Consider the following 24,796-nt stretch of genomic DNA (forward strand, 5'->3'; position numbering starts at 1 on the left):
GGCATGAATTTCCCTGATCCCTGCAACGCTGTCGCCGAAGCCGCCGAGCTGGGGTGCGTGATCGACCACCTGCGCGACGTCGTGTTCCGGATCGACGGCCTGGGCAGTTGGCGCTTCCTCAACCGGGCCTGGACCGATCTCACCGGCCATGCGCTGGCCGACTCACTGGGCAGCGACTTCCTGCAGCACGTGCACCCGCTGGACCGCGACGGCGCCGAAGCCCGCTTCCAGCGCTTCATGGCCCAGGCGCAGGAGCCCCTCCGCCATCGGTTGCGGCTGCTGCGGCGCGACGGCAGCTTCGTCTGGGTGGAGGCCAGCCTGCGCCAGGTGCTGGACGCGCAGGGCCAGCCCCTGGGCCTCACCGGCACGCTGGCGGACGTGGGGGAGCGGCTGCGCACCGAGGAGCAGCTGCGCCTGGCCGCCACGGTGTTCAACGGCGCGGGCGAGGGCATCGCCGTCACCGACCCGCACGGGCGCATCGTCGACGTCAACGCCGCCTTCGAGGCGATCACGGGCTACCGCCGCGAGCAGGTGCTGGGCCGCAACCCTTCCGTGCTCTCCAGCGGCCGCCACGACAAGGCCTTCTACCAGGCCATGTGGGCCGAGCTGGTGGACAAGGGCGCCTGGAGCGGCGAGATCTGGAACCGCCGTGCCGACGGCGCGCTGCTGGCCGAGCTGCTGCGCATCACGGCCGTGCGCGACGCGCAGGGCCGGCACACCCATTACGTCGCGATCTTCAGCGATATCACCGGCCTCAAGCGCCAGCAGGAGACGCTGGAGCGGCTGGCGCACTACGACGCGCTGACCGGGCTGCCCAACCGCGTGCTGTTGACGGACCGGTTGGAGCAGCTCATCGCGCAGGCCTCGCGGCGGCGCGAGCAGCTGGCCGTGTGCTACCTGGACCTGGACGGCTTCAAGGACGTCAACGACGCCTGGGGCCATGCCGCGGGCGACGAGCTGCTGGTGCAGGCGGCCGAGCGCATGCGCCAGGTGCTGCGCCCCACCGACACCGTGGCGCGGCTGGGCGGCGACGAGTTCGCGCTGCTGCTGGACCACGCCACCTCCGAGGCCATGGTCTTCGGGGTGGCCGAGCGCGTGCTGGCGGCGCTGGGCGAGCCCTACCTGCTGGAGCGCTGCAGCGCGCGCGTGACCACCAGCATCGGCATCGCGCTGTACCCACAGCACGGCCACACGCCCGGCCACCTGCTGCGCAACGCCGACCAGGCGATGCTGCGCGCCAAGCGCTTAGGCAAGAACCACGCGTGCTTCGTCACCGAGGACGAGATGGGCGTCAGCGAGCGCGAGCGCCACGCCCTGGCGCTGCGCCAGGCGCTGCACGCGGGCGAGCTGCTGCTGGTCTACCAGCCCAAGGTCGACGCGCGCACGCGGCGGCCCGAGGGCGTGGAGGCGCTGCTGCGCTGGCAGCACCCCGAGCGCGGCCTGCTGTCGCCGGGCGACTTCCTGGTGCAGGTGCAGGGCCTGGAGCTGGAGTGCGAGATCGACGCCTGGGTGCTGGAACAGGGCGTGGCGCAGCTCGGACGCTGGGCCCGCGAGGGCGTCGCGCTGTCGCTGAGCATCAACCTCTCGGCCTCGGCGCTGCTGCAGCCGCAGCTGGCCGAGCGCGTGGCCGGGCTCGTGGCCGAGCACGGCGTGCCGCCCGGGCGGCTGGAGCTGGAGGTGCTGGAGACGGCGGCGCTGGCGGACCTGTCGGCGGTGGTGCGCACCATGGAGGGCTGCGCGCGCGCGGGCGTGTCCTTCGCGCTGGACGACTTCGGGACCGGCTATTCCTCGCTGCACTACCTGCGCCAGCTGCCGGTGAAGACGGTCAAGATCGACCAGGGCTTCGTGCGGCGCATGCTCTCCGACGCGGGCGACATGCACATCGTGCGCGCCGTGATCGGCCTGGCCGGCGCCTTCGGCGTGCGCACCGTGGCCGAGGGCGTGGAGACCGCGTCCTGCGCGCAGGCGCTCACGGAGCTGGGCTGCGACGCGCTGCAGGGTTATGGCATCGCCCGCCCGATGCCCGTGGCGGCGCTGGCGCAGTGGCTCGCCGCGCAGGGAGACGGCGCATGAGCCCGGGCGCCGGCTCGCGCGCCGCGGCGTCCGCGCCGCACGTCGGTGCCTACCGTCCCGGCCTGAGGCTGGTGCGCCGCCTGTACCTGCCGCGCGTGCTGGGACTGTCGCTGGGCGGCCTGTGCGTGGCCGCGGCCCTGCAGCAGCGCGGGATGCTGGAGCAGCTGTGGCCGCTGCTGGCCTTCAACGCACTGGTGTGGCCGCACCTGGCCTACCGCCGCGCGCAGCGCGCGGTGCATCCGCGCAGCGCCGAGCACCAAAACCTGCTGCTGGATGCCCTGGGCGGCGGCTTCTGGCTGCCGGCCATGGGCTTCAACCTGCTGCCCTGCGTGCTCATCGCCACCATGCTGTGCATGGACAACATCGCCGTCGGCGGGCTGCGGCTGTTCGCGCGCGGGCTGCTGGTGATGGCGCTGGGCGCGGGCGTCGGCGGGGCGACGCTGGGCTGGCAGCTGGACATCTCCTCCTCGCTGAGCACGGTGGTGGCGTGCATCCCGTTCCTGGTGACCTATCCGCTGATCATCGGCATCACCTCGTACCAGGTGTCGCGCCGGCTGGCCGAGCAGAAGGCGCAGCTGCAGGAGATGGCGCGCTTCGACCCGCTCACCGGGCTGCTCAACAAGTCGCACTGGCATGCGCAGCTCGATGCGGAGTTCCTGCGCTGGCGCCGCAGCCGCCGGCCGGTGACCTTGATGCTGCTGGACCTGGACCACTTCAAGCGCATCAACGACGAGCACGGCCACCCGGCGGGCGACGAGGTGCTGCGGCAGTTCGCGCGCATCCTGCGCCACCACGTGCGCGACGTGGACGTGGCCGGACGCATCGGCGGCGAGGAGTTCGCCGTGATCGTGCTGGACAGCAGCGCCGAGCAGGCGCTCTACATCGCGCGCCGGGTGCGCGCGGCGCTGGCGGCGCAACCGCTGGCCGTGGCCGGCGGGGTGCGGGTGTCGGTGAGCGTGGGCATCGCCGAGCCCGGCGCCTGGCAGGGCAGCGCGGCGCACTGGTTCGCCGAGGCCGACGCGGCGCTCTACACCGCCAAGCGCGAGGGGCGCGACACGGTGCGCATGGCGCCGCGCAGCCCCATGGAACCGGCCACCGAGCCCGAGCCAGAAACCGAAAAGGCCTGAACGCGGCGCTCTGGGCAGGCGCTTGTATTCAAAAATCCTGCATTCAACGTTGCGTCCCATCCGCTGGAGAGCTTGCGGGCAAACCCTATTCTTTGGGGCATGCGGCAAGCCTTGCTGCTTCAACAGATTTCAACGGAGTACGCCATGAACGTTCTGCATCTGGATTCGAGCCCCCTGGGTGGCGCCTCGGTGACGCGCGAAGTGACGGCAGCGCTGGCCGCGGCCTACCGCGCCGCGGGCGCGACGGTGGTCTACCGCGACCTGGCGGCGCAGCCGGTGGCGCACCTGGGCGGCGAGCTGCTGCAGGCGCTGCGCCCGGCGCCGGGCGCGGCCAAGCCCGAAGGCGAGGCGGTGGCGCGCGAGCTGGCGCTGACGGAGACGCTGCTGGCCGAGTTCCTGGCCGCCGACGTGGTGGTGGTGGGCGCGCCCATGTACAACTTCTCGGTGCCCACGCAGCTCAAGGCGTGGATTGACCGCATCGCGCAGGCCGGGCGCACCTTCCGCTACACGCCCGAAGGTCCGCAGGGCCTGGCCGGCGGCCGCAAGGTGGTGATCGTGTCCTCGCGCGGCGGCCGCTACGCCGGCACCGCCTTCGAGCAGGCGATGGACCACCAGGAAGCCTACCTGCGCGCGGTGTTCGGCTTCCTGGGCATCACCGACGTCGACGTGGTGCGCACCGAGGGCGTGGCCATGGGCGCCGAGGCGCGCGCAGCGGCGCTGGCGCAGGCGCAACGCGAGATCGAAACGCTGACGGCGGGCGAGGAAGCGGCGGTCTGATCCAGCCGGAAAGCCACGGAGGGCTGAAGTCGGCACACCAATTGCCACAATTGCCCTCCGGAGGACGGAGCGAGCCGCTGCAGCGGCCAAGGTCCGGCGGGGCGCCGGGCCCACGGGTGCGCCGTCCCTGAAAGGCCGCCATGACCGAGACTCCCGCCGGCAGCCCGCGCAACGACATGCAGGTGCTGCTGGCCGCCATCGTGGCGTCCTCCGATGACGCCATCCTGAGCACCACCCTGGAGGGCGTCATCACCTCCTGGAATGCCGGCGCCGAGCGCATGTACGGCTACGGCGCGGCGCAGGCCCTTGGGCAACCCCTGGCATTGATCGTGCCTGACGACCGCACCGAGGAGGCGCTGTGCATCCTGCAGCGCGTGGCCCGCGGCGAGCGCGTGGCGCACCACGAGACGGTGCGGCTGACCCGCGACGGCCGGCGCATCGACGTGCTGCTGGGCGTGTCGCCGGTGCGCGACGCCGAAGGGCGCGTGGTGGGACTGTCCAAGGTGGCGCGCGACATCAGCGCCGAGAAGGCCGCACAGGCGCAGCGGCGCCAGGCCGAGGAGCGGCTGCAGCTCGTCAGCGACAACGTCCCGGCGCTCATTGCCTACGTGGACCGCGACCTGCGCTACCGCTTCGCCAACCGCGCCTATGCGCAGTGGTTCGGCCGCCCGCACGAGGAGCTTGTCGGCCGCCGCGTGGAGGAGGTGCTGGGCGAGGCGGCCTGGCGCGTGGTGCAGCCGCGCATGGCGCGCGCGCTCGCGGGCGAGATCGTCCAGTTCGAGGCCGAGCTGACCATCCGGGGCGCGGGGCACCGCTGCATCGAGGCCAGCTACGCGCCGCACCACGGCGTCGACGGGCGCATCGAGGGCATCGCGGTGATGGTGCACGACGTCTCCGCGCGCTCGCGCGCCGCGCAGGCCCTGGCGCGCAGCGAGGAGCGGCTGGCGCTGGCGGTGCGCGCCGCGGGCATCGGCATCTTCGACCTCGACCACGCCGCCGGCACGCTGCACGCCTCGGCCGAGCTGCGCGAGCTGCTGGGCTGGACGCCGCGGCAGGCGGTGGACGCGCAGGCGCTGCTGGAGCGCGTGCATCCGCTGGATCGCGGGCTGTGGGAAGACGGGCGCCGCGCCGCCGAGGACCCGCATGGCGACGGCCTGTTCACGCTGGAGCACCGCGTGCTGCGCCCCGACGGCACGCTGCGCTGGGTCAGCGCCCGGGCGCAGACGCTGTTCGAAGGCCGGGGCAAGGCGCGCCGCGCCGTGCGCACCACCGGCGTGCTGGTGGACGTGAGCGAGCGACGCGAGGCCGAGCAGGCGCTGCGCCGCAGCGAGGCGCTGCACCGGCTGCTGGTGTCGCTGCACGACGCCACCGCGGAGGTACGCGATCCGCGCGCGGTGCAGCGCGAGGTGGCACAGCGCCTGGGTCGCCAGCTCGGCGCCAGCCGCTGCCTCTACGCCGAGTTCGAGGCCGACGGGCGCCACGCGCGCGTGCGCCACGACTACACCGACGGCGTGGCCAGCATCGTGGGCCTGCACCGGGTGCCGGACTTCGGCTCGGCCCTGGGCGAGACGCTGGCCGCGGGCCGCACCTTCGTGGTGGAGGACGCGGCACACGATCCGCGCCTGACGCCCGGCGGCGCGCGCGCGGTCTACGCCGCGCTGGACATCGCCGCGCAGGTGTGCGTGCCGTTGGTCAAGGAGGGCAAGCTCGTGGCGTCGCTCTCCGTGCACCAGCGCTACCCGCGGCAGTGGCAGCGCGACGAGATCGAGCTGGTGGAGCAGCTGGCGCAGCGCACCTGGTTCGCCCTGGAGACGGCGCGCGCGCAGGCCGCGCTGCGCGAGAGTCGCGACGTGCTGGGCCTGGCCATGCGCGCCGGGCGCATGGGCGCCTGGTCGCGCGAGCTGGGGTCGGGCGAGGTGTGGTGGAGCCGCGAGCTGGAGGAGCTGTTCGGGCTGGAGCCGGGGCGCTTCGGCGGCCACGAGGAGGCTTTCCTGGACCTGGTGCATCCCGAAGACCGCGACACCGTGCGGCGCGCGGTACGGGAGGGCATCGAGAGCGTGGGCGACTACACGGTGGAGTTCCGCTTCCGGCATGCCTCGGAGCGCTGGGGCTGGATGGAGGGCCGCGGCCGGGCCCTGGCCGACGCCGACGGGCGGCCCGCCATGCTCTACGGCCTAGGCATCGACATCACCGAGCGCAAGCAGGCCGAGCAGGAGCTGCAGCGCCTGAATGCCGAGCTGCAGCACGCGGCGCGGCGCAAGGACGAGTTCCTGGCCACGCTGGCGCACGAGCTGCGCAATCCGCTGGCGCCGATGCGCAACGCGCTGGAGATCCAGCGCCTGCGCCTGCCCGGCGAGGACGCGCAGCTGCGCTGGTCGCACGAGCTGCTGCAGCGGCAGCTGCGCCAGCTCACGCGGCTGGTGGACGACCTGCTGGAGATCTCCCGCATCACGCAGGGCCGGCTGGAACTGCGGCGCGAGCCGCTGGAGCTGGCCGAGGTGGTGCAGGCGGCGGTGGACGCCGCGCAGCCGCTGCTGCAGGCGCGCCGCCATGCCTTCACGGCCACGCTGCCCGAAGGGCCGCTGCGGCTGGTGGGCGACGCCGCGCGGCTGACGCAGGTGCTGCTGAACCTGCTCAACAACGCCGCGCAGTACACGCCCGAAGGCGGGCACGTCGCGCTGACGGCGCAGCGTGAGGGCGAGGAGGCCGTGGTGCGCGTGCGCGACGACGGCATCGGCCTGGCGCCGGAGCACCTGCCGTACATCTTCGAGATGTTTTCCCAGGTGCAGCCGGCGCTGGAGCGCAGCCACGGCGGGCTGGGCATCGGGCTGGCGCTGGTGCGCGCGCTGGCGGCGCTGCATGGCGGTAGCGTGAGCGCGCGCAGCGACGGCCTGGGGCGCGGCAGCGAGTTCGAGCTGCGCCTGCCGCTGCCGCCGCAGCCGCCGGCGGAACCGGGCCCCGATGCGCCCGCGGCGGCGCGGTCCCCGGACGCCCGGCGCGTGATGGTGGTGGACGACAACCCCGACGCCGCCGAGAGCCTGGCGCTGCTGCTGGAGCTGCAGGGCCACGAGGTGCGCACCGCGCACGACGGCCCGGGCGCCGTCACGCTGGCGCAGGGCTTCGGGCCCGAGGTGGCGATCGTGGACATCGGGCTGCCGGGCATCAGCGGCTACGAGGTGGCACGGCGCATCCGCGCGCAGGAGGGCGGCCGGCGCATGCTGCTGGTGGCGCTCACCGGCTGGGGCCAGGCGCAGGACAAGCTGGCGGCGCTGGAAGCGGGCTTCGACCGCCACCTGACCAAGCCCGTGGCGCCGGAGCAGCTCGACGAGCTGTTCAGCCTGAAGAAGCCCGGCTGAGCGGGGGCGGGCACCGGTTCCGGCCACGCCCCGGGCCGGTTCGCCCGTGAAGCCCTCGGCTACCATGGCCGCCAGCCGCCTCGGCAGGCAAGCAGGCGGCACACGAGGGGTACATGGGGACCGACGACGCTTACGCCGAGCTGGGGCTGGCCGCCGGCGCCACCGACCACGAGATCAAGGCCGCGTGGCGGCGCCTGGTGTCGCAATGGCATCCGGACCGCAATTCCAGCCCGCAGGCCGTGGCGCGCATGCAGCGCATCAACCTGGCGTTCGAGCTGCTGCGCCAGGGCATCGAGGCCGAGGCCCGGCCGCAGCCCAAGGCCGAGCCCGCGCCGGCGTCCAGGCCGGCCCACACGCCACCGCCGCCGGAGCCGCCGCGCCCGGCCTGGCACATCGAGCGCAAGCTGAAGCTCTCGCTGGAGCAGGCGGCGGCCGGCGGGCGCATGGTGCTGCGCGGGCGCCACGTCGAGCGCTGCGAGGCCTGCGAGGGGCTGGGCTACCGCCACAGCCCGCGTCCGTGCGAGCACTGCCACGGCGCGGGCCGCATCGGGCAGCGCAACTGGTTCGGCTGGGTCACCGGCTTCGAGACCTGCGGCCACTGCGAGGGCGACGGCCTGGCGCGGCTGGAGTGCGAGGCCTGCAACGGCCAAGGCGAACTGGGCCGCTGCCGCTACGAGATCGCGGTGGACCTGCCCTCGGGGCTACGCCACGGCGAGGAGTTGAACCTCTCTGCCGGCGGCACGCACGGCGACCGGCTCAAGCTGCACGTGATGCTGCGCGAGCACCCCTTGTTCCGGCTGGACCCGGACGGCACGCTGCACTGCGAGATGCCGGTGGACGGCTTCCTGTGGATGGCCAACCGCTGGATCGAGGTGCCCACGCTCGGCGGCATGCAGCAGTTGCGGCTGGACCGGCGCCACCTGCGCTACCGGCTGCGCGGCCAGGGCTACCCGAAGACGCACGGCGGGCCGCGGGCGCACTACATCGTGGACGTCAAGCCCCTGTTCCCGGCGCAGTTCACGCGCGAGCAGGAGAAGCTGATCGAGCGCCTGGCCGCCTCGCAGCAGCACCCGCCGGGCTCGCCGATGCACGAGTGGCGCCGGCGCTTCGAGGGATGGAAGGGAAAGCAGGGCTAGGCGCCGCTTCCCCTGCACGCTGGGCTTCGACCTCGCTCAGCACCCGCGCCCGCGTCCCAGCACGCCGCCGGCGACGGCGCCGCCGACGGTACCCAGGGTGCTCTGGTCGGTCAGCACCGAGCCGGCCACGCCGCCGACGGCGGCGCCCACGGCGGTGTTGCGGTCGCACCGGTCCATGCTGGCGCAGCCGCCGGCAAGGAGCGCGGCGGCCAGGGCGGCCAGCAGGCCAACGCGGCGGGGAAGGGTCTTGAGCATGGTCGTCTCCGTTTGCAGGGGCCGATGCCGGCCATGCGCACAGGCTGCGCGCGGGGACGAGCGCTCACCATCGGACGGGAACGCGTGCGCTTGTCGGATAGCGCCCACAAGCGGTGCGCCGGCCGCTTCCGCGCCTTGATTCAGCGCCGGCGCAGCTTGGCCACCAGCCCGTCCCGGCCGCTGAGGCCGCGCGCCATGAACAGCAGCCCGCCCACGGTGGCCGCGGTGCGCAGCAGCGCGCTGGGGGAGCGGCGGCCGCGCCACAGCAGTGCAGCGCCGGTGCCGAAGGCGAACCAGTGCTCGCCTGGCACGCTGGGGCGCTGGTCGTCGAAGCGCTTCAACTCCCGCAGCCACTCGGTGGCGCGCTGTAGGCCCGAGCCCGAGCCCGGGCGCTGGTCGGTGGAGGGTTGGTGGATGTCGGGAACGGGGGGCATGGCGGCGTCCTCCTGCGGCTGAAGCAAAGTCGAGAGGCGCGGATACGGCAACCGCGATGCCCATGCCATGGCCCGGGCCGCGCGGCGGCCCCCGTAGCATCGGCGCCATGGACATCCGCCACAGCCCCGCCGCCGAGCGCAACCGAAAACCCATCCTGCAGGTGCTGCGGCGCGTGCTGCCGCCTGAGGGCGGCCTCGTGCTGGAGATCGCCGCCGGCAGCGGCCAGCACGCGGCGTACTTCGGCGCGGCGCTACCCCAGTGGCGCTGGTTGCCCAGCGAGGGCGACGCGGCGTCGCTGGAGTCCATCCGCATCTGGTGCGAAGGCGTGCCCAACGTGCTGCCGCCGCTGGTGCTGGACGTGCGCGCGCCGCAGTGGAGCGGCGTGCCGGCCGGGCTGGACGCCGCCTACTGCGCCAACCTGCTGCACATCGCGCCCTGGGACTGCTGCGCCGGACTGATGCGGGGCGCCGGGCGCCATCTGCGCCCCGGCGCGCCGCTGCTGGTCTACGGCCCCTTCATCCAGGACGAGGTGCCCACCGCGCCCAGCAACCTGGCCTTCGACGCCGACCTGCGCGCACGCGACCCGGCCTGGGGCCTGCGCCGCGTGGCCGACGTGGCGGATGCAGCGCGCGAGGCCGGGCTGGTGCTCCAGGAGACGGTGGCGATGCCGGCCAACAACCTGGTGCTGGTGTTCGTGCGGGTTGGGGAGGCTGTTTAGCCCTGCCGGCCGCGTCCTCGCAGAGCTCGGCCCCTTCGCCGCCCGCACGAGCGTGCGCAGGCACGCTCGCTGGTGGCGTCTCAGCCCTCCGCTTCCGTCCGCCCCTGGCGCAGCTCCAGCAGCACCAGCACCGCGTCCACCGCCGCGCGGCTGAGCTCGTCGCGGGACTGCGGGTCCTGCAGCCGCTCGCGCTCGGGTTCGCTCAGGCCGGCCTCGTCGCCGCCCAGCAGCACGATGGGCGCCAGCACGTCGCCCAGTGTCGGGTCGTCGAACAGCGGGCCCCAGCCGTCCGGGTCCAGCGCCGCGCCCTGCAGGAAGCCGATGCACCAGTCCTCGGCATCGACCAGCTCCTGGCCCTTCACCTCCGCCACGCTCACCACCGGCTCCCAGTCGTCGGGTGCCTCGCGCAGCCGCGTGGCGATGTTGTTCAGGTGGCGCAGCACCAGCACGGCGGTGTCCTTGCGCTTGCGGTTGCTGGGGAAAGGCTTGCCGTCGTCGCCGTCGCCGCCCCACACCACGGGCAGCCATTGCGCGGTTTGCAGCGAGGCCACCGGCGTGGGCGCCAGCAGCAGCGCGGTCAAGTAGCCGTCCAGGGCTTCCACGTTCATCGCGGCCTCGGAGGGCAGCGACAGCAGGGTTTCATCGAGCTTGCCCAGTTCGTCGTCGCTCAGCGGACGGTCGGGGAGGGAGGGGTCGTACTGCGGATAGTCCACGGCGGGCTTTCTGTGATTGCGTCAAAGGTCCGGATTGTCCTGGAGCCGGGGGCGTAAAGTGCCCCGCATTCCATTTGCAGGAGCTTTCGCATGAGCGATTCGCGTTGGCGTGCCGCCCTGGCCGCAACCGGTCTGCTGGCAGCACTGGTGGGCGCCGTGCCCGCACGGGCGGCGCTGCCCGTGGGCGCAAACGCCCCGGACTTCACGGCCGAGGCGGCGCTGGGCGGCAAGACCTTCACCTTCAAGCTGGCCGAGGCCCTGCGCAAGGGACCGGTGGTGCTGTACTTCTATCCGCGCGCCTTCACCAGCGGCTGCACCGTCGAGGCCCATGCCTTCGCCGAGGCCACGCCGGTGTTCGAGTCGCTGGGGGCCACCGTGATCGGCATGTCCAATGACGACATCGGCACGCTGCAGAAATTCTCGGTCGAGGCCTGCCGCAACCGCTTCGCCGTGGCCGCCGATGCCGGCGCGCGCGTCATGAAGGACTACGACGCGGCGCTGTGGATCAAGCGCGACGTGGCCGACCGCATCTCCTACGCCATCAGCCCGCAGGGCAAGGTGCTGTCGGTGTACTCCAGCTTGAGCCCGGACGGCCACGTCGGCGCCATGCTCAAGGCGGTGGAGGACTGGAAGCGCACCCAGCAGCCCAAGCCCTGAGGTGCCGAGGCCGGTGCGCCCTCAACTTCGGCGCGCCGTCCTGATGGCCGGCTGCCGGCGCCCGTCTCCGCGGTGAGCCCTTAAGATCGCGCCTCCCATGCGACCCCGTTTCCGCCTCAACCTGCCGCCGCGCTTCATCGCGTGGCTGCTCATGCTGCTGCTGCCGCTGGCGCAGGCCGTGGCGGCGGGGCATGCGGTGTCGCACCTGGCGGGCGGGCAGGGCACGTCCGACGAGCAGCAGGCGCTGCACGCCGCGCACTGCGAGCTGTGCATCACCGCCGCCACCGTGGCCGGCGGCGCGCTGCCGGCAGCGTTGCCCAGCTTGCCGCCGCTGGACGTGGCGCAGGCCGCGCCCGCGGTGGCCGTCTCCCAGCCCTGGCTGCCCGCGCCGGCGCCGGTCTACCGCAGCCGCGCGCCGCCCGCCTTCACGCATTGACCGTCCCAACGCCGTGCCCGGTGCGCCTTCGCGTGCGCATGCCGGGTGCGGCCGTGCACGTCCTCGCGTGAAGGAATTTCCTCTTGAACAAGTCTTTCTTGCCCGCGGTCCTGGCAATGGCCCTGGCCGGGCCTGCCGTGGCCCAAACCTCCTCTTCCAACCCCGAGCTGCAAGCCCTGCGCGACGAGATCCAGGCCCTGCGCAGCGCCTACGAGGCGCGGCTGCAGGCGCTGGAGCAGCGGCTCAAGGCGGCCGAAGGCACCGCTCCGGCTTCTCCCGCGCCGGCCGTTGCGGGAGCACCTGCCGCCGCGTCCCCCGGCACGGTGAGCACAGCCGCCGTGGCGGCTCCGGCCGGCATGGCCGCGGCGCCCGGCGGCAACGCCTTCAACCCGGCCGTCTCGCTGATCCTGTCGGGGCAGTACACGCGCACCTCGCGCGACCCCGAGGGCTACCGCATCAGCGGCTTCGGACTCGCGCCGGATGCCGAGGCCGGCCCCGGCCCGCGCGGCCTGGGCCTGGGCGAGAGCGAGCTGCGCTTCAGCGCCAGCATCGACCCGTGGCTGCGCGGCGCGGCGAGCTTCGCGCTGCATCCGGACAACGAGTTCTCCGTGGAGGAGGCTTTCGTCGAGACCACCTCGCTGGGCCGCGGCTTCACGCTGCGCGCCGGGCGCTTCTTCTCCAACGTCGGCTACCTCAACCCGCAGCACGCCCACACCTGGGACTTCGTGGACAACCCGCTGGCCTACCAGGCGCTGCTGGGCACGCAGTACGGCGACGACGGGCTGCAGCTGCGCTGGATCGCGCCCACCGACCAGCTCATCGAGCTGAGCGCCGAGGTGGGCCGCGGGGGCAGCTTCCCCGGCGGTGGAAACAGCGGCAACGGCGCGGGCATGCGCTCCTTCAGCCTGCACACCGGTGGCGACGTGGGCGACAGCCACAGCTGGCGCGCCGGCGTGTCGGTGCTGCAGGCGCGCGCTACCGGCCAGGAGCTGGTCGGCCTGGCCGCGGACGACACCTCCACCTTCTTCACCGGGCGCACGCGCGTGTGGATCGCCGACGCGGTGTGGAAATGGGCGCCCGACGGCAACGCCACGCGCACCAACTTCAAACTGCAGGGCGAGTACCTGCAGGCGCGGCGCAGCGGCGCGCTGGCGCTGGAGGACGGCACGGGCGGCGACTTCCGCTCCACGCAGTCCGGCTGGTACCTGCAGGGGCTCTACCAGTTCATGCCGCGCTGGCGCGTGGGCCTGCGCACAGAGCGGCTGGACGCGGGCACGCCCGACGACGCCTCCGGCCTCGCGGCCGGCACCGGCTTCAAGCCGAAGAAGCACACGCTGATGCTCGACTACAGCCCGAGCGAGTTCTCGCGCGTGCGGCTGCAGTTCGCGCAGGACCGCGCCCGCGAAGGCGGCAGCGACCGGCAGGTCTTCCTGCAATACCAGATGAGCCTGGGCGCGCATGGCGCCCACGGCTTCTGACCCGAATCCCGAGGTGTTCCGCATGAACAAACGTCATTTCTTCCTGTCCCTGGCCGCGCTGCCCCTGGCCCTGCTGGGCGCGCCGGCCCAGGCGAAAGTGAAGGTGCTGGCCTGCGAGCCCGAGTGGGGCGCGCTGGCGATGGAGATCGGCGGCGCGCAGGTGGACGTGGCCGTGGCCACCAGCGCGCGCCAGGACCCGCACCAGATCCAGGCCCGGCCCAGCCTCGTGGCCCGCGCGCGCAACGCCGACCTGGTGTTCTGTACCGGCGCGGAGCTGGAGGTGGGCTGGCTGCCGGTGCTGCTGCAGCAATCGGGCAACGCCGAGGTGCAGCCGGGGCGGCCCGGCTACTTCGAGGCTGCCTCGGTGGTGCGCAAGCTGGAGGTGCCCACGCAGCTGGACCGCTCCCAGGGCGACGTGCACGCGGCGGGCAATCCGCACATCCAGACCGACCCGCGCAACATCGCGCTGGTGGCCACGGCGCTGTCGGCTCGGCTGCAGCAGATCGACGCCGCGCATGCCGCCGACTACCAGCAGCGCGAGCGCGACTTCGGCCAGCGCTGGCAGCAGGCGCTGGCGCGCTGGAACGCGCAGGCCGCGCCGCTCAGGGGCCTGCCGGTGGCGTCGCAGCACAAGGGCTTTCCGTACCTCTACGACTGGCTCGGCCTGAAGGAAGTGGCGGTGCTGGAGCCCAAGCCGGGCGTGGAGCCTTCGGTGGCGCAGCTGCAGGGCGTGCTGGCGACGCTGAAGGCTACGCCGGCCCGGATGGTGATCCACGCCGCCTACCAGGACCCGAAGCCCTCGGACTGGCTCAGCGGCAACGCCGGCATCCCGTCCGTGAAGCTGCCCTTCACCGTGGGCGGCAGCGACGCGGCCAAGGACCTGTTCGGCCTCTACGACGACACGCTGATGCGGCTGCTGGCCGCGGCGGGGCAGAAGAAATGAACTGGGACGCGCTGGACCCCGGCATCCTGGTCCCGGCCCTGCTGGCCGGGCTGCTGGTGCTGGCCACGCACGTGCCGCTGGGCGTGCAGGTGCTGGAGCGCGGCATCGTGTTCATCGACCTGGCCATCGCGCAGATCGCCGGCCTGGGCGTGATCGCGGCCGACACGCTGGGACTGCCCGAGGGCGGCCTGGCGGTGCAGGCCGCGGCGGTGGGCGCGGCACTGCTGGGCGCGCTGCTGCTGACCTGGACCGAGCGGCGCGCGCCGCGCCAGCAGGAGGCGCTCATCGGCGTGCTGTTCGTGCTGGCGGCCTGCGCCGGCCTGCTGCTGCTGGCCAACAACCCGCATGGCGGCGAGCACCTGAAGGACCTGCTGGTCGGGCAGATCCTGTGGGTGCAGCCGCCGCAGCTCGTGGGGCTGGCGCTGCTGACGCTGCTGCTGCTGGGCGCCATGGCCTCGGGCTTGACGCGGCGGCTGGGCCGGCTGGGCTTCTACGCCGCCTTCGCGTTGGCGGTCACGGCCTCGGTGCAGCTGGTGGGCGTGTACCTGGTGTTCACCAGCCTGATCGTCCCGGCGCTGGCCACCACTGCGCTGCGCGGCCGCACGCGGCTGCTGGCGGGCTACGCCGTGGGCGTGGCGGGCTACGTGCTGGGGCTGGCGCTGTCGGCGCTGCTGGACTGGCCCACCGGCGCGGTGGTCGTGTGGACGCTGGCGCTGTGCGCCCTGGCCGCCGCGGCGCTGCTGCGGGGCCTGGGCCTGCGGGTGGCGGACGAAGGCGCCGCGAACGGCGCGCACTGAGGCGCGCCGGCGCGACGCGTTGCCTGACTACATCGGCGCCGGTGGCGGGGGAGCCGGCGGGGTGGGATCCGTGGGGCCGGGAACCGGGTCGCCGATGGGCGGCGGCCCCGGAGGTAGCGGCGCCGGTGCGGGCGAGGGCGGCATCACCGGCTCGGGAGGCTCGATGTGCGCCCACAGCGCGGGCAGGGGGCACCGGTGCGGCAGCCCCGGGGTCGTGAACGGCGTCATGCGGCTCAGAGCTTGTCGATGCCCTTCTTGACCTCTTCCTTGGCGTCGCCCACGTTCTTGCGCACGGTGCCGCCGACCTGATCGACGCGGCCTTCCTGCTGCATCTGGCGGTTGCCGGTGAGATCGCCGGCGGCCTCCTTGATGCGGCCCTTGGCGTCGTCGACGCGTCCCTTCACTTGGTCCTTGTTCATCTCGTGCTCCTTGTGGGTTCTTGCCGGCATCTGCCGGCCGTTTCACTCTGGAACAGCAGCCGGGCCGGCGCTGTAGGCGGGCATGCCGTGTTCCCGTAGGCGCTGGCCGCAGTTTTTTCACGCTGAGGCGGGTTTTTGCCGCTCGGCCCCGGGGAAACACGCGGAAGCCGTGAAGCCGGTCTCGCGGACATTGGCGCCCAGTTCACCGAGGAGGCCCCCGTGCGCGGCTCCCGGCCCGGCCAGTCCGGAATCCCAGCCCCAGAATTTCCCCGGATCGCGGGACTTTTCTTGTGCAGCGCACCATTTTTGGAACGGCGATTGCAACTCCGCGCTCATGGACGCTCCATCCGCCCCGTCTGCTCTTCCCTGGCACAGGCGCGTGCTCGACTGGCTCGGCGTGGAAGTTGCAGCCGACGCGAGCGATTCGCCCTCGCCTTTGCCGCTGTCACAGCCAGGAGAACGCTTCTCCTGGGAGCCCGTGCCGCCGGCTCCGCGCCCGCCCCAGTGGGGTGCCGCAAACCTTCCGGAACTGCTGCTGGGGCAGGAGCCCGGGGCTGGCGCTGACGGCGCGGTTTGCGGTCCGGCCATCAGCCCCTTCTCCGGTCCAGCCGCCACCCCTTCAGCCTGAACGCCTTGCCGGGCCAGGCGCGTGGCCCGCGCCAGAAAGCCAGCGCCAAAACTGCATCGACGACACCGACGCCATGGATCTCATCACCGGCAACGCGTTTGAGGCCGACACCCAGGGCACGGGCTGGTTCATCGGCTTCAGCGACTGGTCGCGCCACGGTCCTGGCGAGCTGCTGCACGTGCCGCAGGACCAGCCCGTGCAAGGCCTGTGCGTCAAGTGGTTCGACCACCCTGCGGGCCACGAGAGCGGCCTGGGCAAGCCACTGAGCGAAGGGCGCACGGTGTCAATCCTGACAAGCGCCGGCTCCCGCTTCCGCATCGACTTCAGCACCGATCCCGACTTCCCCGCCGCGCTCACGCGCAGCGTGCTGCTGCAGCGTCCCGGCGACTACGCCGCCTGGGGCGCGGGGCTGCACCACCGCTGGGCCGCCCTGGAGCGCTCCACTGTCATCACCCTGCGCTGGAATCCCGCCTGAAGTTTCCCTTCGCAAGGACGACTGGGGTTTCCCCGGTACGGATCCTGCTTGCTTCACGTCAAGGAGAAATTTGCGCCCTGTCGTGGTGCGCGAAACGGTAGAGACCAAAGGAGGGTTGATTCATGCAGATCATTACTGCGGCGCCTGCCATTCAACGCGCCGGCCAGCATGCCGTTGCCGCGCCCAAATCGAGCCTGACCGGCGAGGTATTCGGGAAACTCATCAACCTTTCCGGGCGCCGGCGTTTCACCTCCCAGCGCGTCGTGCTCTACGCCGTGCTGGCGCTCAAGGGAAAAGCCGGTGCGCTGGAGGTCTCACGGGAAGCGCTTTCCATATTCGAGAAAGCCCATGCCGACCTGATGCGGGGAAATTCCGAAATGCCGGGAATCTTCTGCCCCGAGTTGCAGCAGGCTTATGTGACGGACGGCGGCGACCGGGCGATCAGGGAATTCATCGAGCTGGCGCGGCAGACGCAGGACACCATCGGCAACAAGGTGCGCGGCTCGGCCGAGCTGCTCAACCGGCTGGTGGAGAGCGCCACGCCGCTGCTGGGCACGCTCAACGGCATCACGCAGCTGTACGAGGACCTGGCGCGACGGCAGGCGCAGCAGGCCAAGAAGCAGCTCGTGGGCGTGATCAGCGAGATCGAATCCATCGCCAAGGAGGCGCGCATCGTGCTGTTCAACGCCCAGATTGCCGCGGCCCGCGCGCAGTCCTCCGGCCGGGAGTTCTCGGTGGTGACCAAGGAGCTGTCCAACATCACCGCCCGCATCGACGAACTCGCGCGCGAGGCGCTGCGCAGCTCGGCGCACTGAGCCCGGCCGGCCGCGCCGTCCACGGCCGGCAAGTCCCGGCTTTTAAGATGGCGGGTTTTGCCACTCCGGGATTTCAGTACATGGATTCAGACCGCTTCCAGCGTGGGCAGGCCACGCTTTCCAGCATTCACGGCCATATCGGCGAAGGCGTGATGAAGGCGCTGGGCGATATTGCACCGGAGTTTGCGCGCTTCATCATCGAATTTCCCTACGGCGACATCTACGCCCGCGGCATTCTCTCGCCACGCGAGCGCCAGATCGCCACCATCGCCTCGCTGGTCACGCTTGGCCATTCGCCCAAGGAACTGCGCGCCCATATCCAGGGCGGGCTCAACGTGGGCTGCTCGAAGCAGGACATCGTCGAGGTCATCATGCAGATGGCGGTGTATGCCGGGTTCCCGGCCGCGGTGAACGCGCTGCTGGTCGCCAAGGAGGTATTCCAGGAAATCGACGAGCGCGTAGAGGCTGGCGACTGATTTTCCAACCCCTCTTTTTGGGGTTATCCCGCCCAGGAGTTTTGTCCCGATGCTCCGGATTCTTCCCCAGGAGTCTCCTCCTGGGAGCATAAATAACCGCGGCTTGCGCGGGTTGTTTCGAGGGGGCACGCTAGTATCTGTCCAAGGCCGCTACCGGGCCTGGACCTATATTCAGCAAGGGGTCTCGCTATGAACGTTGCGCTGCTCTGGGTGTGGATGGCCATGGAAAGCTTGCACCTGAAACCCGCCGCGGTGGATTTCGCGCTGGCATGGGCGATGAAGCACCATCTGAATTACTGGTGAATACCACAGCCGCTTCACAGCGGCGATGTGTGGTGTGCAGTGGAACCGGCCCGGGCGCGGGCCGGTTCTCTTTCAGGACCTCGGGCACCATGCGCCTTCCACCCCTCCCGAGAAGGAGCGCTCGATGCTCACCGGTGCCTGTCTCTGCGGCCAGCTGCGCTACGAAGCCGGCGGTACGCCCTTTCACCTGACCAACTGCCACTGCGCCACCTGCAGGCGCAGCAGCGGCGCGCCCTTCGTGGCCTGGTTCAGCGTGCCGCGCGCGGACTTCCGCTTTGTCCAGGGCACGCCGGCGCGCTTCAATTCCAGCGAGCACGGCACGCGCAGCTTCTGCCCGCAGTGCGGCAGCCCGCTGACCTTCGAGAGCAGCCGCGCGCCCGGCGAGATCGACGTCACCACCTGCACCCTGGACGACCCCGAGTCGCTTCCGCCCGAGGACCACACCTGGGTCCGTAGCCGCTTGCGCTGGGTTCATCTCGACGACGGGTTGCCGGCCTACGAGCAGGCCCGGTCCACGGGCTGAGCTTCAGGCTGCTTCCACTGCCCGCGGCGCGCGGCGGTATGGCGCTTGCTGACCGGGCAGCCGACGCTGCCCCGGACCTGGAGCCCTTTCATGCGCCTGTTGCTCGCGATATTCCTGCCCTTCGTCGTCTTCTTCACCATCGGCCGGCCGATCGCCGGCGTCATCTGCCTGATCCTGCAGATCACTCTCCTGGGCTGGCTGCCGGCCGCCATCTGGGCGGTGTACGCGCTGAGCCAGTACAAGACCGACAAGAAGATCCAGCAGGCGATGCGGCAGCCGCGCACCTGACGCTGCTGCCGAGCCGCCGCGGCTTTACACCGCGCTCACGCCGCCCGCTGCGCCAGCACCCGCTGCACCAGCGAATGCACCGCGCTCGGGTCCGCCGGCTTCACCACGTGGCCTGAGAAGCCCGCGCGCGTCGAGCGCTCCACGTCCGAGGGCGTGCCGTAGCCGCTGAGGGCGATCACGGGGCAGGAGCCGCACAGCTCGCGCCCCACGTCGATGCCGCTGCCGTCGGGCAGGCCCAGGTCGGTCAGCACCACGTCGAAGCGGTCCCGGCGCGCCACCGACAGTGCGTCCGCGCGCGTGCCCACGTGCGTGACGCGGTAACCCAGGTCTTCCAGCGACAGTCGCATCGCCTCGGCCGCGTCCTCGTTGTCCTCGACCAGCAGCAGCCGCGTGCCGTAGTCCTCGTCCTGCGCCGGCAGCGCCGCGCCGTCCACGGGCTGCGGCGCCTGCTGCGACAGCGGCACGCGGATCGTCAACGTGGTGCCCAGGCCGAGGCCGTCGCTGGCGGCCTCGATGTGCCCGCCGTGCTCGCCCACCAGCCCGCGCGCGATGGCCAGCCCGAGCCCCAGCCCGCCGAAGCGCCGCGGCACGTCGCTGTCGGCCTGGCGGAAGGCCGTGAACAGCTGCGGCAGCGCCTCCGCGGCGATGCCGATGCCGTCGTCGGTGCAGGTGAAGCTGAACTCGCCGTCCGCGCTCGACGTGCGCAGCACGATGCCCCCGCCTTCGGGCGTGAACTTGATGGCGTTGCGCACCACGTTCCACAGCACCTGCTGCATGCGCGCCTCGTCGGCCATCACGGTGCTGTGCGTCGCCTCCAGCGCCAGCGTCAGCCGCAGCCGCTTGGCGCCGATGTCGTCGGCCAGCATCTCCGCCACCGCGTGCACCAGCCGGTGCAGGTCCACCGGCTGCAGGTGCAGCGTGAGCTTGCCGGCGGTGATGGAGGTGAGGTCGAGCAGGTCCTCGATCAGCCGTGCCTCCAGCGCCACGTTGCGCCGGATCATCGGCAGCAGCTTGCGGTACTGCGCCGGAATCTGCGCCACCTGCTCCAGCAGGTACACCGCCGAGGCGATGGGCGTCAGCGGCGTGCGCAGCTCGTGCGAGAGCATGGCCAGGAAGCGGTCCTTGGCCCGGTTGGCCTGCTCCGCCTCCTCCTTGGCCGCGCGCAGCCGCGCCGCGTGCGCATGCGCCTGCGTCACGTCGTGCACCAGCTTGCAGAAGCCGCTGTGCCGCCCCGCGTCGTCGAACAGCGGCGTGGTCAGCCCTTCCGCGCGCAGCCGGGTGCCGTCGATGCGCAGCATCCAGCGTTCGTCCGCGGCCTTGCCCTCGCGCAGCGCCTGTTCCAGCCCCGACTCGAACACCAGCGCCTGCCGGTCCTCGGCCGTGTAGAGCAGGTCGGCACGGTGGCCCAGCACCTGCTCGCGCGCGAAGCCGAACACGTCCTGCGCGCCGCGGTTCCAGCTGCGGATGCGGCCCTCGGTGTCCAGCACCACCACCGCGTAGTCGTGCAGCGCGTCCACCACGCGCGCGAACAGCGCGTCGGCCTCGCGCAGCTGGCGCTCGGCGCGCCCGCGCCCGTCGCGCTCGGCCGCCTCGCGCAGCGCGCGCTCCAGCACCAGCGGCAGCCGCTCCAGGCGGCTCTTGCTGACGTAGTCGGTGGCGCCGCGCTTGAGCAGCTCCACCGCGTTGTCCTCGCCAATGACGCCGGAGACGAAGATGAAGGGCACGCCCGGCGCCAGCGCGCGCGCCAGCTCCAGCGCCTGCGCGCCGCTGAAGCCCGGCAGCTCGTAGTCGGAGAGGATCAGCTCCAGATCGCCGCCGCGCAGCTGCTCGGTGAAGCCGTCCTCGTCGCACACCACGCGCATCGCCGCGCCCGGGTAGTGCCTGCGCAGCGCCTCGCGGATCAGCTCGGCGTCGAAGCGCGAGTCCTCCAGCAACAGCACCCTCAGCGGCTGGTCGCGGAATTCGCTCATGCCCGTGCTCCTCCCGCTCATTCCTGCGGCCGCGTGGCCTTGACCGAGCCCGGCGGCGGCTCGTTGAGCACGGCCCAGAACATGCCCAGGTCGGCAATGGCGTTGATGAACTGCTTGAACTCCACCGGCTTGACCACGTAGGCGTTCACGCCCAGCGCGTAGCTGCGCACCACGTCCGACTCCTCCTGCGAGGAGGTCAGCATCACCACCGGGATGCTGCGCAGCGTCTCCGAGGCGCGCACGGCCTGCAGCACCTCCAGCCCGTTGACCTTGGGCAGCTTGAGGTCCAGCAGGATCACGGCCGGGTTGCCGGCGGGGCGTGTGGCCCATTCGCCCTCGCGCTGCAGGTATTCCAACGCCATGGCGCCGTCGCGCACGATGACCACCTCGTTGGCGAGCTGGCTGCGTTCCAGCGCCACCAGCGTGAGCTCCAGGTCGCGGGGGTCGTCTTCGACGAGAAGGATGGGCTTGAGCATCAAGGCTCCTGGGCTCGGGAAGGAAGGAAGAAACCGAAGGTCGCGCCGTGCCCGGGCTCGCCCCGCGCCCAGACGCTGCCGCCGTGGCGCTCCACGATGCGGCGCACGTTGGCCAGGCCGATGCCCGTGCCCTCGAACTCCTCGGCCGGGTGCAGGCGCTGGAACACGCCGAAGAGCTTGTCCACGTACTTCATCTGGAAGCCCACGCCGTTGTCGCGCACCTCCAGCCCGGCGCCGTCGGGCCGGCGCAGGGGCAGCACCTCGATCACCGCGGGGTCGCGCCCGCGGCTGTACTTGAGCGCGTTGCCCAGCAGGTTGCGCACCACCACCTGCATCAGCAGCGGGTCGCCCCAGAGGGCAGGCAGTGACGGCGCCACCTGCCAGCGCACCGGCCGCTCGCCCGGCTGCGAGAGCTCGCGCACGAGCTCGGCCACCATCAGGTTGGTGTCGATCTCGCTGCGCTTGAGCGCCGCGCGCCCCATGCGCGAGAAGTCCAGCAGCGCGTCCACCAGCCGCCCGGCGTAGGTGGCGGCCTCCTTGACGTGGGTGAGGTAGCGCCGCGAGCGCTCGCCCAGCTGCGCGTCGTCGCTGTCGAGCACCAGGTCCACGTAGCCGGCGATGTGGCGCATGGGCGCGCGCAGGTCGTGCGAGACGGTGTAGGAGAAGGCTTCGAGCTCCTTGTTGACGCGGCCCAGCTCGGTGGCGAACTCGGCCATCTCTTCGGCGCGGCGCAGCACGATGCCGATGAGCGCCTGGCGCAGCTCCATCGCCGCGGCCAGCTCGCCGCCGGTCCAGGGCAGCGAGCGCCCGCGCAGCTGCTCCTGCCAGCTCTCGAAGCTGCGCCGCGGATGCAGCCGCCCGTCGTCCGCCGAGACCGTCTTGCGCGGGTTGCCCGCCCACCGCACCGTCTGCACCACCTCGGGCCGGAACCACAGGATCCAGTGCCGGTGCACCTGCGAGATGGAGATCGCCAGCACCCCGGCGGCGGCATGCCCGCCCTCGCCGGAGGCGGTGTCGCCGCTGGCCATCTCCGGCAGCAGCTCCGACAGCCGGTCGGTGTGGAACAGCTCACGCCCGTGCAGCGCGATGCGCTTGGTCAGTTCCTGGATGCGCGGCGCCGGCGGGCACGCGCCCAGGGTCCAGCACTCGGCGTCCAGCACCACCGCCGCGCCGGCAGCGCGCGCCAGGCGCAGCAGCACCGGCTCCTCGGCGATCCGGCGCAGCGTGGCGTCGCTCTCGGCCAGGTGCGACACGATCTCCAGCGTGATCTGGCGCAGCTCCAGCCGCGTGGCTACCTCGGCGTTGTCCTCGCGCGCCTCGATCTGCAGCGACACCAGCCGCGCCAGGTGCTCGCAGGCCACGCGCGTCTCGAACGACACGGGCCGCGGCGCATGGTCGTGGCAGGAGATCAGCCCCCACAGCCGCCCGCGCACGACGATGGACACCGACATCGACGCCAGCGTGCCCATGTTGCGCATGTACTCCAGGTGCAGTGGCGAGACGCTGCGCAGCGCCGCCCAGGACAGGTCGATGTCCGTGGGCCGCCAGCGCGCGTCCACGCAGCGCAGCGGCACGGGCCGGTAGTTGGCGTCCGGGATCAGGCGGATCTGGTTGAGCAGGTACAGCTGCCGGGCCTGCGGCGGGATGTCCGAGGCCGGGAAGCGGTGCGCGAGGTAGGCGTCGTAGCCCGCGTCCAGCGACTCGGCCAGCACCTCGCCGTGCCCCTCGTCGTCGAAGCGGTAGGCCAGGCAGCGCCCGAAGCCGGTGAGCCGCTTCAGCTCCTCGGTGGCCAGCGCCAGCAGCGCGGGGACGGACGGCGCCTCCTGGAGCCGCGGCAGGAATCGCCGCGCCAGGTCGTACACCGGCGCCTGCAGCCCCAGCGGCTCGGCCGCAGGCTCGAACTCCAGCAGCGCCAGCGCGTCCACGCGGTGGCCGGTGAGGTCCCAGCGCCGGCCTTCCAGCGCCACGGTGCCCAGCGGCGCGGGCGCCTCGCCGGGGCGCAGCGCGGCCAGCCGCGCCGGCAGCCAGCCCGACCACGCGTCCAGCGACGGCGCCGCGGGCCAGTTCTCGCTGAACGCCACCAGGCGCCCGTCGTCGGCGGCAAGCGCGACCAGGCGCCCGTGCGGCTGGATGCCGCCGGGCACGCGGATGGGCTCGTTGGCGCACTCGGCCAGCTCAAACGGCAGCGGGTCCATGCGTCATCCCCCGAGCGGCGCGCCGGCCCGGCGCTCCTGTTTCATTCATCCCTGTGCGTGATCGGTTCGTGTCATTCATTCATGCGCAGCACGGCCATGCCGGCGTATGGAACAGGTTTTCGCCGGCGCATCGGCGGGGCTCAGCAAGCGGCGTACCGGTGCCGCGGCCGCGGCCCGCGGGCCGGGATCTGGCGCCAGGCTCAGCTGGCCTGGCGCTGCGAGCGCACCGAGCCCGGCGGCGGTTCGTTGATCACCGCCCAGAACATGCCCAGCTCGGCGATGGCGCCGATGAACTGCTTGAACTCCACCGGCTTGACCACGTAGGCGTTCACGCCCAGCGCGTAGCTGCGCGTCACGTCTGCCTCCTCCTGAGAGGAGGTCAGCATCACCACCGGGATGCTGCGCAGCGTCTCCGAGGCGCGCACGGCCTGCAGCACCTCCAGGCCGTTGAGCTTGGGCAGCTTCAGGTCCAGCAGGATCACCGCCGGGTTGCCCTCCGGACGCCCGGCCCATTCGCCCTCGCGCTGCAGGTATTCCAGCGCCTGGGCGCCGTCGCGCACGACGACCACCTCGTTGGCGAGCTGCGTGCGCTCCAGCGCCAGCAGCGTGAGTTCCAGGTCGCGCGCGTCGTCCTCGACCAGCAGGATCGGCTTGAGCATCAGGCCTCCTCAGGCGACGGCGCGTCCAGCACCTGGCGGAAACAGCCCAGCAGCGCGTCGAAGGTGGCGACGGCTGCGGCGCAGGCGCTCTGGCGCTCCTGCTCCGAGGTGCCGACCTCGTGCGCCAGGCGCTCGCGGAAATCGGCCCACAGCGCGCCGGTGTGCGGTCCCCAGCCGTGGAAGTAGGCCGCGCCGTTGTCCGGGCCCATGCCCCATTGCGCGTGCACCTGGCGGGCGATGAGCTTGCCGCCCAGCGCCGAGCCTTCGAGCACGTACATCGAGCCGAACAGCGAGGCCCGGTCGGGCAGGTCCAGCTCGGCCACGGGGTCGGCCACCACGGCCGGCGCCAGGCCCAGCGCCGCGAGGTCGCGCTGCAGCAGCGGCAGCCGCGAGCGGTCGTCGAACCAGCCCTGCAGCCGCCACGGCAGCCGCGGGCGCAGCCGCGCCTCCCAGCACGGCACGAAGGCGCCGAAGCCGGTGAGCACGTGCGCGTAGTGCTCGCGGTCCAGCGCTTGGTCGAGCTTCAGCAACGCCTCGATGGCCTGGTGCCGTTCGGCACAGGCCTGTCGCAGCGCGCCGAGCACGGTGGTGCTCTCGTCGCTCATCCCTGTTTTCAAGTGGTGAAATTAAGAGCCATTTTCACCCAGCTGCGGGCCGGGCCGGGTTGA

Annotated in this window: 26 protein-coding genes; 16 read left to right on the forward strand and 10 right to left on the reverse strand. The window is 72.2% G+C overall.

Annotated elements, in window-relative coordinates:
- Window positions 1–3: 3 nt before the first annotated feature.
- The 5 genes from H537_RS45040 (at window position 4) to H537_RS45055 (ending at window position 8,469) form a co-directional block, all read left to right on the forward strand.
- Window positions 4–2,073 carry a putative bifunctional diguanylate cyclase/phosphodiesterase gene (locus H537_RS45040; RefSeq protein ID WP_051243142.1) on the forward strand — a complete coding sequence of 690 codons (2,070 nt, stop codon included), beginning with the start codon at window positions 4–6 and terminating at the stop codon, window positions 2,071–2,073.
- Window positions 2,070–3,200, forward strand: a complete 1,131-nt coding sequence (locus H537_RS45045; RefSeq protein ID WP_051243143.1) for a diguanylate cyclase — start codon at window positions 2,070–2,072, stop codon at window positions 3,198–3,200. The genes H537_RS45040 and H537_RS45045 overlap by 4 nt, the downstream gene beginning before the upstream one ends.
- 144 nt (window positions 3,201–3,344) lie before the next feature.
- A complete protein-coding gene (locus tag H537_RS0123435; protein WP_028999792.1) occupies window positions 3,345–3,977 on the forward strand; it encodes an FMN-dependent NADH-azoreductase in 633 nt (210 codons plus the stop codon).
- Window positions 3,978–4,117: 140 nt separating this feature from the next.
- Window positions 4,118–7,333 (forward strand): hybrid sensor histidine kinase/response regulator, encoded by a 3,216-nt coding sequence (locus H537_RS49625; protein ID WP_051243144.1) that lies wholly within the window; start codon window positions 4,118–4,120, stop codon window positions 7,331–7,333.
- Between the two features lie 113 nt (window positions 7,334–7,446).
- Complete coding sequence (locus H537_RS45055) at window positions 7,447–8,469, forward strand: DnaJ domain-containing protein (protein ID WP_051243145.1); 1,023 nt, start codon at window positions 7,447–7,449, stop codon at window positions 8,467–8,469.
- Window positions 8,470–8,505: 36 nt separating this feature from the next.
- Here H537_RS45055 and H537_RS0123450 read toward each other — a convergent pair whose 3' ends face one another.
- Both H537_RS0123450 and H537_RS45060 read right to left on the reverse strand, forming a co-directional pair.
- Window positions 8,506–8,724 carry a glycine zipper 2TM domain-containing protein gene (locus H537_RS0123450; protein ID WP_043459675.1) on the reverse strand — a complete coding sequence of 73 codons (219 nt, stop codon included), beginning with the start codon at window positions 8,722–8,724 and terminating at the stop codon, window positions 8,506–8,508.
- Window positions 8,725–8,864: 140 nt separating this feature from the next.
- A complete protein-coding gene (locus H537_RS45060; protein ID WP_051243146.1) occupies window positions 8,865–9,158 on the reverse strand; it encodes a hypothetical protein in 294 nt (97 codons plus the stop codon).
- A 107-nt stretch (window positions 9,159–9,265) separates the two neighbouring features.
- Between H537_RS45060 and H537_RS0123460 the strand changes: the two genes are divergently transcribed.
- Complete coding sequence (locus H537_RS0123460; RefSeq protein WP_043459869.1) at window positions 9,266–9,877, forward strand: DUF938 domain-containing protein; 612 nt, start codon at window positions 9,266–9,268, stop codon at window positions 9,875–9,877.
- 80 nt (window positions 9,878–9,957) lie between these two features.
- Here the strand turns inward: H537_RS0123460 and H537_RS0123465 are convergent, their stop codons facing one another.
- Window positions 9,958–10,590: a UPF0149 family protein gene (locus tag H537_RS0123465; protein WP_028999795.1), complete on the reverse strand. Its 633-nt coding sequence runs from the start codon at window positions 10,588–10,590 to the stop codon at window positions 9,958–9,960.
- A 90-nt stretch (window positions 10,591–10,680) separates the two neighbouring features.
- Here H537_RS0123465 and H537_RS0123470 point away from each other — a divergent pair, with 90 nt between their 5' ends.
- The 5 genes from H537_RS0123470 to H537_RS45065 all read left to right on the forward strand — a co-directional run bounded on the left by H537_RS0123470 (window position 10,681) and on the right by H537_RS45065 (window position 14,901).
- The gene (locus H537_RS0123470; RefSeq protein WP_043459677.1) at window positions 10,681–11,247 is read left to right on the forward strand and encodes a peroxiredoxin; all 567 of its coding nucleotides are present in this window, start codon (window positions 10,681–10,683) and stop codon (window positions 11,245–11,247) included.
- A 97-nt stretch (window positions 11,248–11,344) separates the two neighbouring features.
- Window positions 11,345–11,683: a DUF2946 family protein gene (locus H537_RS0123475; RefSeq protein ID WP_028999797.1), complete on the forward strand. Its 339-nt coding sequence runs from the start codon at window positions 11,345–11,347 to the stop codon at window positions 11,681–11,683.
- 83 nt (window positions 11,684–11,766) lie between these two features.
- Window positions 11,767–13,161, forward strand: a complete 1,395-nt coding sequence (locus tag H537_RS0123480; RefSeq protein ID WP_028999798.1) for a putative porin — start codon at window positions 11,767–11,769, stop codon at window positions 13,159–13,161.
- A gap of 22 nt (window positions 13,162–13,183) precedes the next feature.
- Window positions 13,184–14,104 carry a metal ABC transporter substrate-binding protein gene (locus H537_RS0123485; RefSeq protein ID WP_028999799.1) on the forward strand — a complete coding sequence of 307 codons (921 nt, stop codon included), beginning with the start codon at window positions 13,184–13,186 and terminating at the stop codon, window positions 14,102–14,104.
- A complete protein-coding gene (locus H537_RS45065; RefSeq protein WP_043459680.1) occupies window positions 14,101–14,901 on the forward strand; it encodes a metal ABC transporter permease in 801 nt (266 codons plus the stop codon). The genes H537_RS0123485 and H537_RS45065 overlap by 4 nt, the downstream gene beginning before the upstream one ends.
- A gap of 233 nt (window positions 14,902–15,134) precedes the next feature.
- On the opposite strand, the gene H537_RS0123495 is transcribed toward H537_RS45065, so the two are convergent.
- Window positions 15,135–15,320, reverse strand: coding sequence for a CsbD family protein (locus H537_RS0123495; protein ID WP_028999800.1), 186 nt, complete (start codon window positions 15,318–15,320; stop codon window positions 15,135–15,137).
- A 117-nt stretch (window positions 15,321–15,437) separates the two neighbouring features.
- On the reverse strand, window positions 15,438–15,656 hold the full coding sequence (locus tag H537_RS53325; protein WP_156901897.1) for a hypothetical protein: 219 nt from the start codon (window positions 15,654–15,656) through the stop codon (window positions 15,438–15,440).
- Between the two features lie 365 nt (window positions 15,657–16,021).
- Here H537_RS53325 and H537_RS0123500 point away from each other — a divergent pair, with 365 nt between their 5' ends.
- The 5 genes from H537_RS0123500 (at window position 16,022) to H537_RS0123525 (ending at window position 18,828) form a co-directional block, all read left to right on the forward strand.
- Window positions 16,022–16,423, forward strand: a complete 402-nt coding sequence (locus H537_RS0123500) for a hypothetical protein (RefSeq protein ID WP_028999801.1) — start codon at window positions 16,022–16,024, stop codon at window positions 16,421–16,423.
- A gap of 122 nt (window positions 16,424–16,545) precedes the next feature.
- Window positions 16,546–17,238 carry a type IV pili methyl-accepting chemotaxis transducer N-terminal domain-containing protein gene (locus H537_RS0123505; protein ID WP_051243148.1) on the forward strand — a complete coding sequence of 231 codons (693 nt, stop codon included), beginning with the start codon at window positions 16,546–16,548 and terminating at the stop codon, window positions 17,236–17,238.
- An 80-nt stretch (window positions 17,239–17,318) separates the two neighbouring features.
- Window positions 17,319–17,714, forward strand: coding sequence for a carboxymuconolactone decarboxylase family protein (locus H537_RS0123510; protein ID WP_028999803.1), 396 nt, complete (start codon window positions 17,319–17,321; stop codon window positions 17,712–17,714).
- A gap of 427 nt (window positions 17,715–18,141) precedes the next feature.
- Window positions 18,142–18,540: a GFA family protein gene (locus tag H537_RS0123520; RefSeq protein WP_028999804.1), complete on the forward strand. Its 399-nt coding sequence runs from the start codon at window positions 18,142–18,144 to the stop codon at window positions 18,538–18,540.
- A gap of 90 nt (window positions 18,541–18,630) precedes the next feature.
- Complete coding sequence (locus tag H537_RS0123525) at window positions 18,631–18,828, forward strand: YqaE/Pmp3 family membrane protein (RefSeq protein ID WP_028999805.1); 198 nt, start codon at window positions 18,631–18,633, stop codon at window positions 18,826–18,828.
- A 35-nt stretch (window positions 18,829–18,863) separates the two neighbouring features.
- On the opposite strand, the gene H537_RS0123530 is transcribed toward H537_RS0123525, so the two are convergent.
- The 5 genes from H537_RS0123530 to H537_RS45070 form a co-directional block, all read right to left on the reverse strand.
- Entirely contained in the window at window positions 18,864–20,798 is a 1,935-nt protein-coding gene (locus H537_RS0123530) for a hybrid sensor histidine kinase/response regulator (RefSeq protein ID WP_043459683.1), read from the reverse strand.
- 17 nt (window positions 20,799–20,815) lie between these two features.
- Window positions 20,816–21,274, reverse strand: a complete 459-nt coding sequence (locus tag H537_RS0123535) for a response regulator (RefSeq protein ID WP_028999807.1) — start codon at window positions 21,272–21,274, stop codon at window positions 20,816–20,818.
- Window positions 21,274–23,469 (reverse strand): ATP-binding protein, encoded by a 2,196-nt coding sequence (locus H537_RS0123540; protein ID WP_028999808.1) that lies wholly within the window; start codon window positions 23,467–23,469, stop codon window positions 21,274–21,276. The genes H537_RS0123535 and H537_RS0123540 overlap by 1 nt, the downstream gene beginning before the upstream one ends.
- A 200-nt stretch (window positions 23,470–23,669) precedes the next feature.
- On the reverse strand, window positions 23,670–24,128 hold the full coding sequence (locus H537_RS0123545; RefSeq protein ID WP_028999809.1) for a response regulator: 459 nt from the start codon (window positions 24,126–24,128) through the stop codon (window positions 23,670–23,672).
- Window positions 24,128–24,733, reverse strand: coding sequence for a biliverdin-producing heme oxygenase (locus tag H537_RS45070; protein ID WP_051243149.1), 606 nt, complete (start codon window positions 24,731–24,733; stop codon window positions 24,128–24,130). The genes H537_RS0123545 and H537_RS45070 overlap by 1 nt, the downstream gene beginning before the upstream one ends.
- Between the last annotated feature and the right edge of the window lie 63 nt (window positions 24,734–24,796).

The organism is Azohydromonas australica DSM 1124 (assembly GCF_000430725.1).
Taxonomy (GTDB): domain Bacteria; phylum Pseudomonadota; class Gammaproteobacteria; order Burkholderiales; family Burkholderiaceae_C; genus Azohydromonas; species Azohydromonas australica.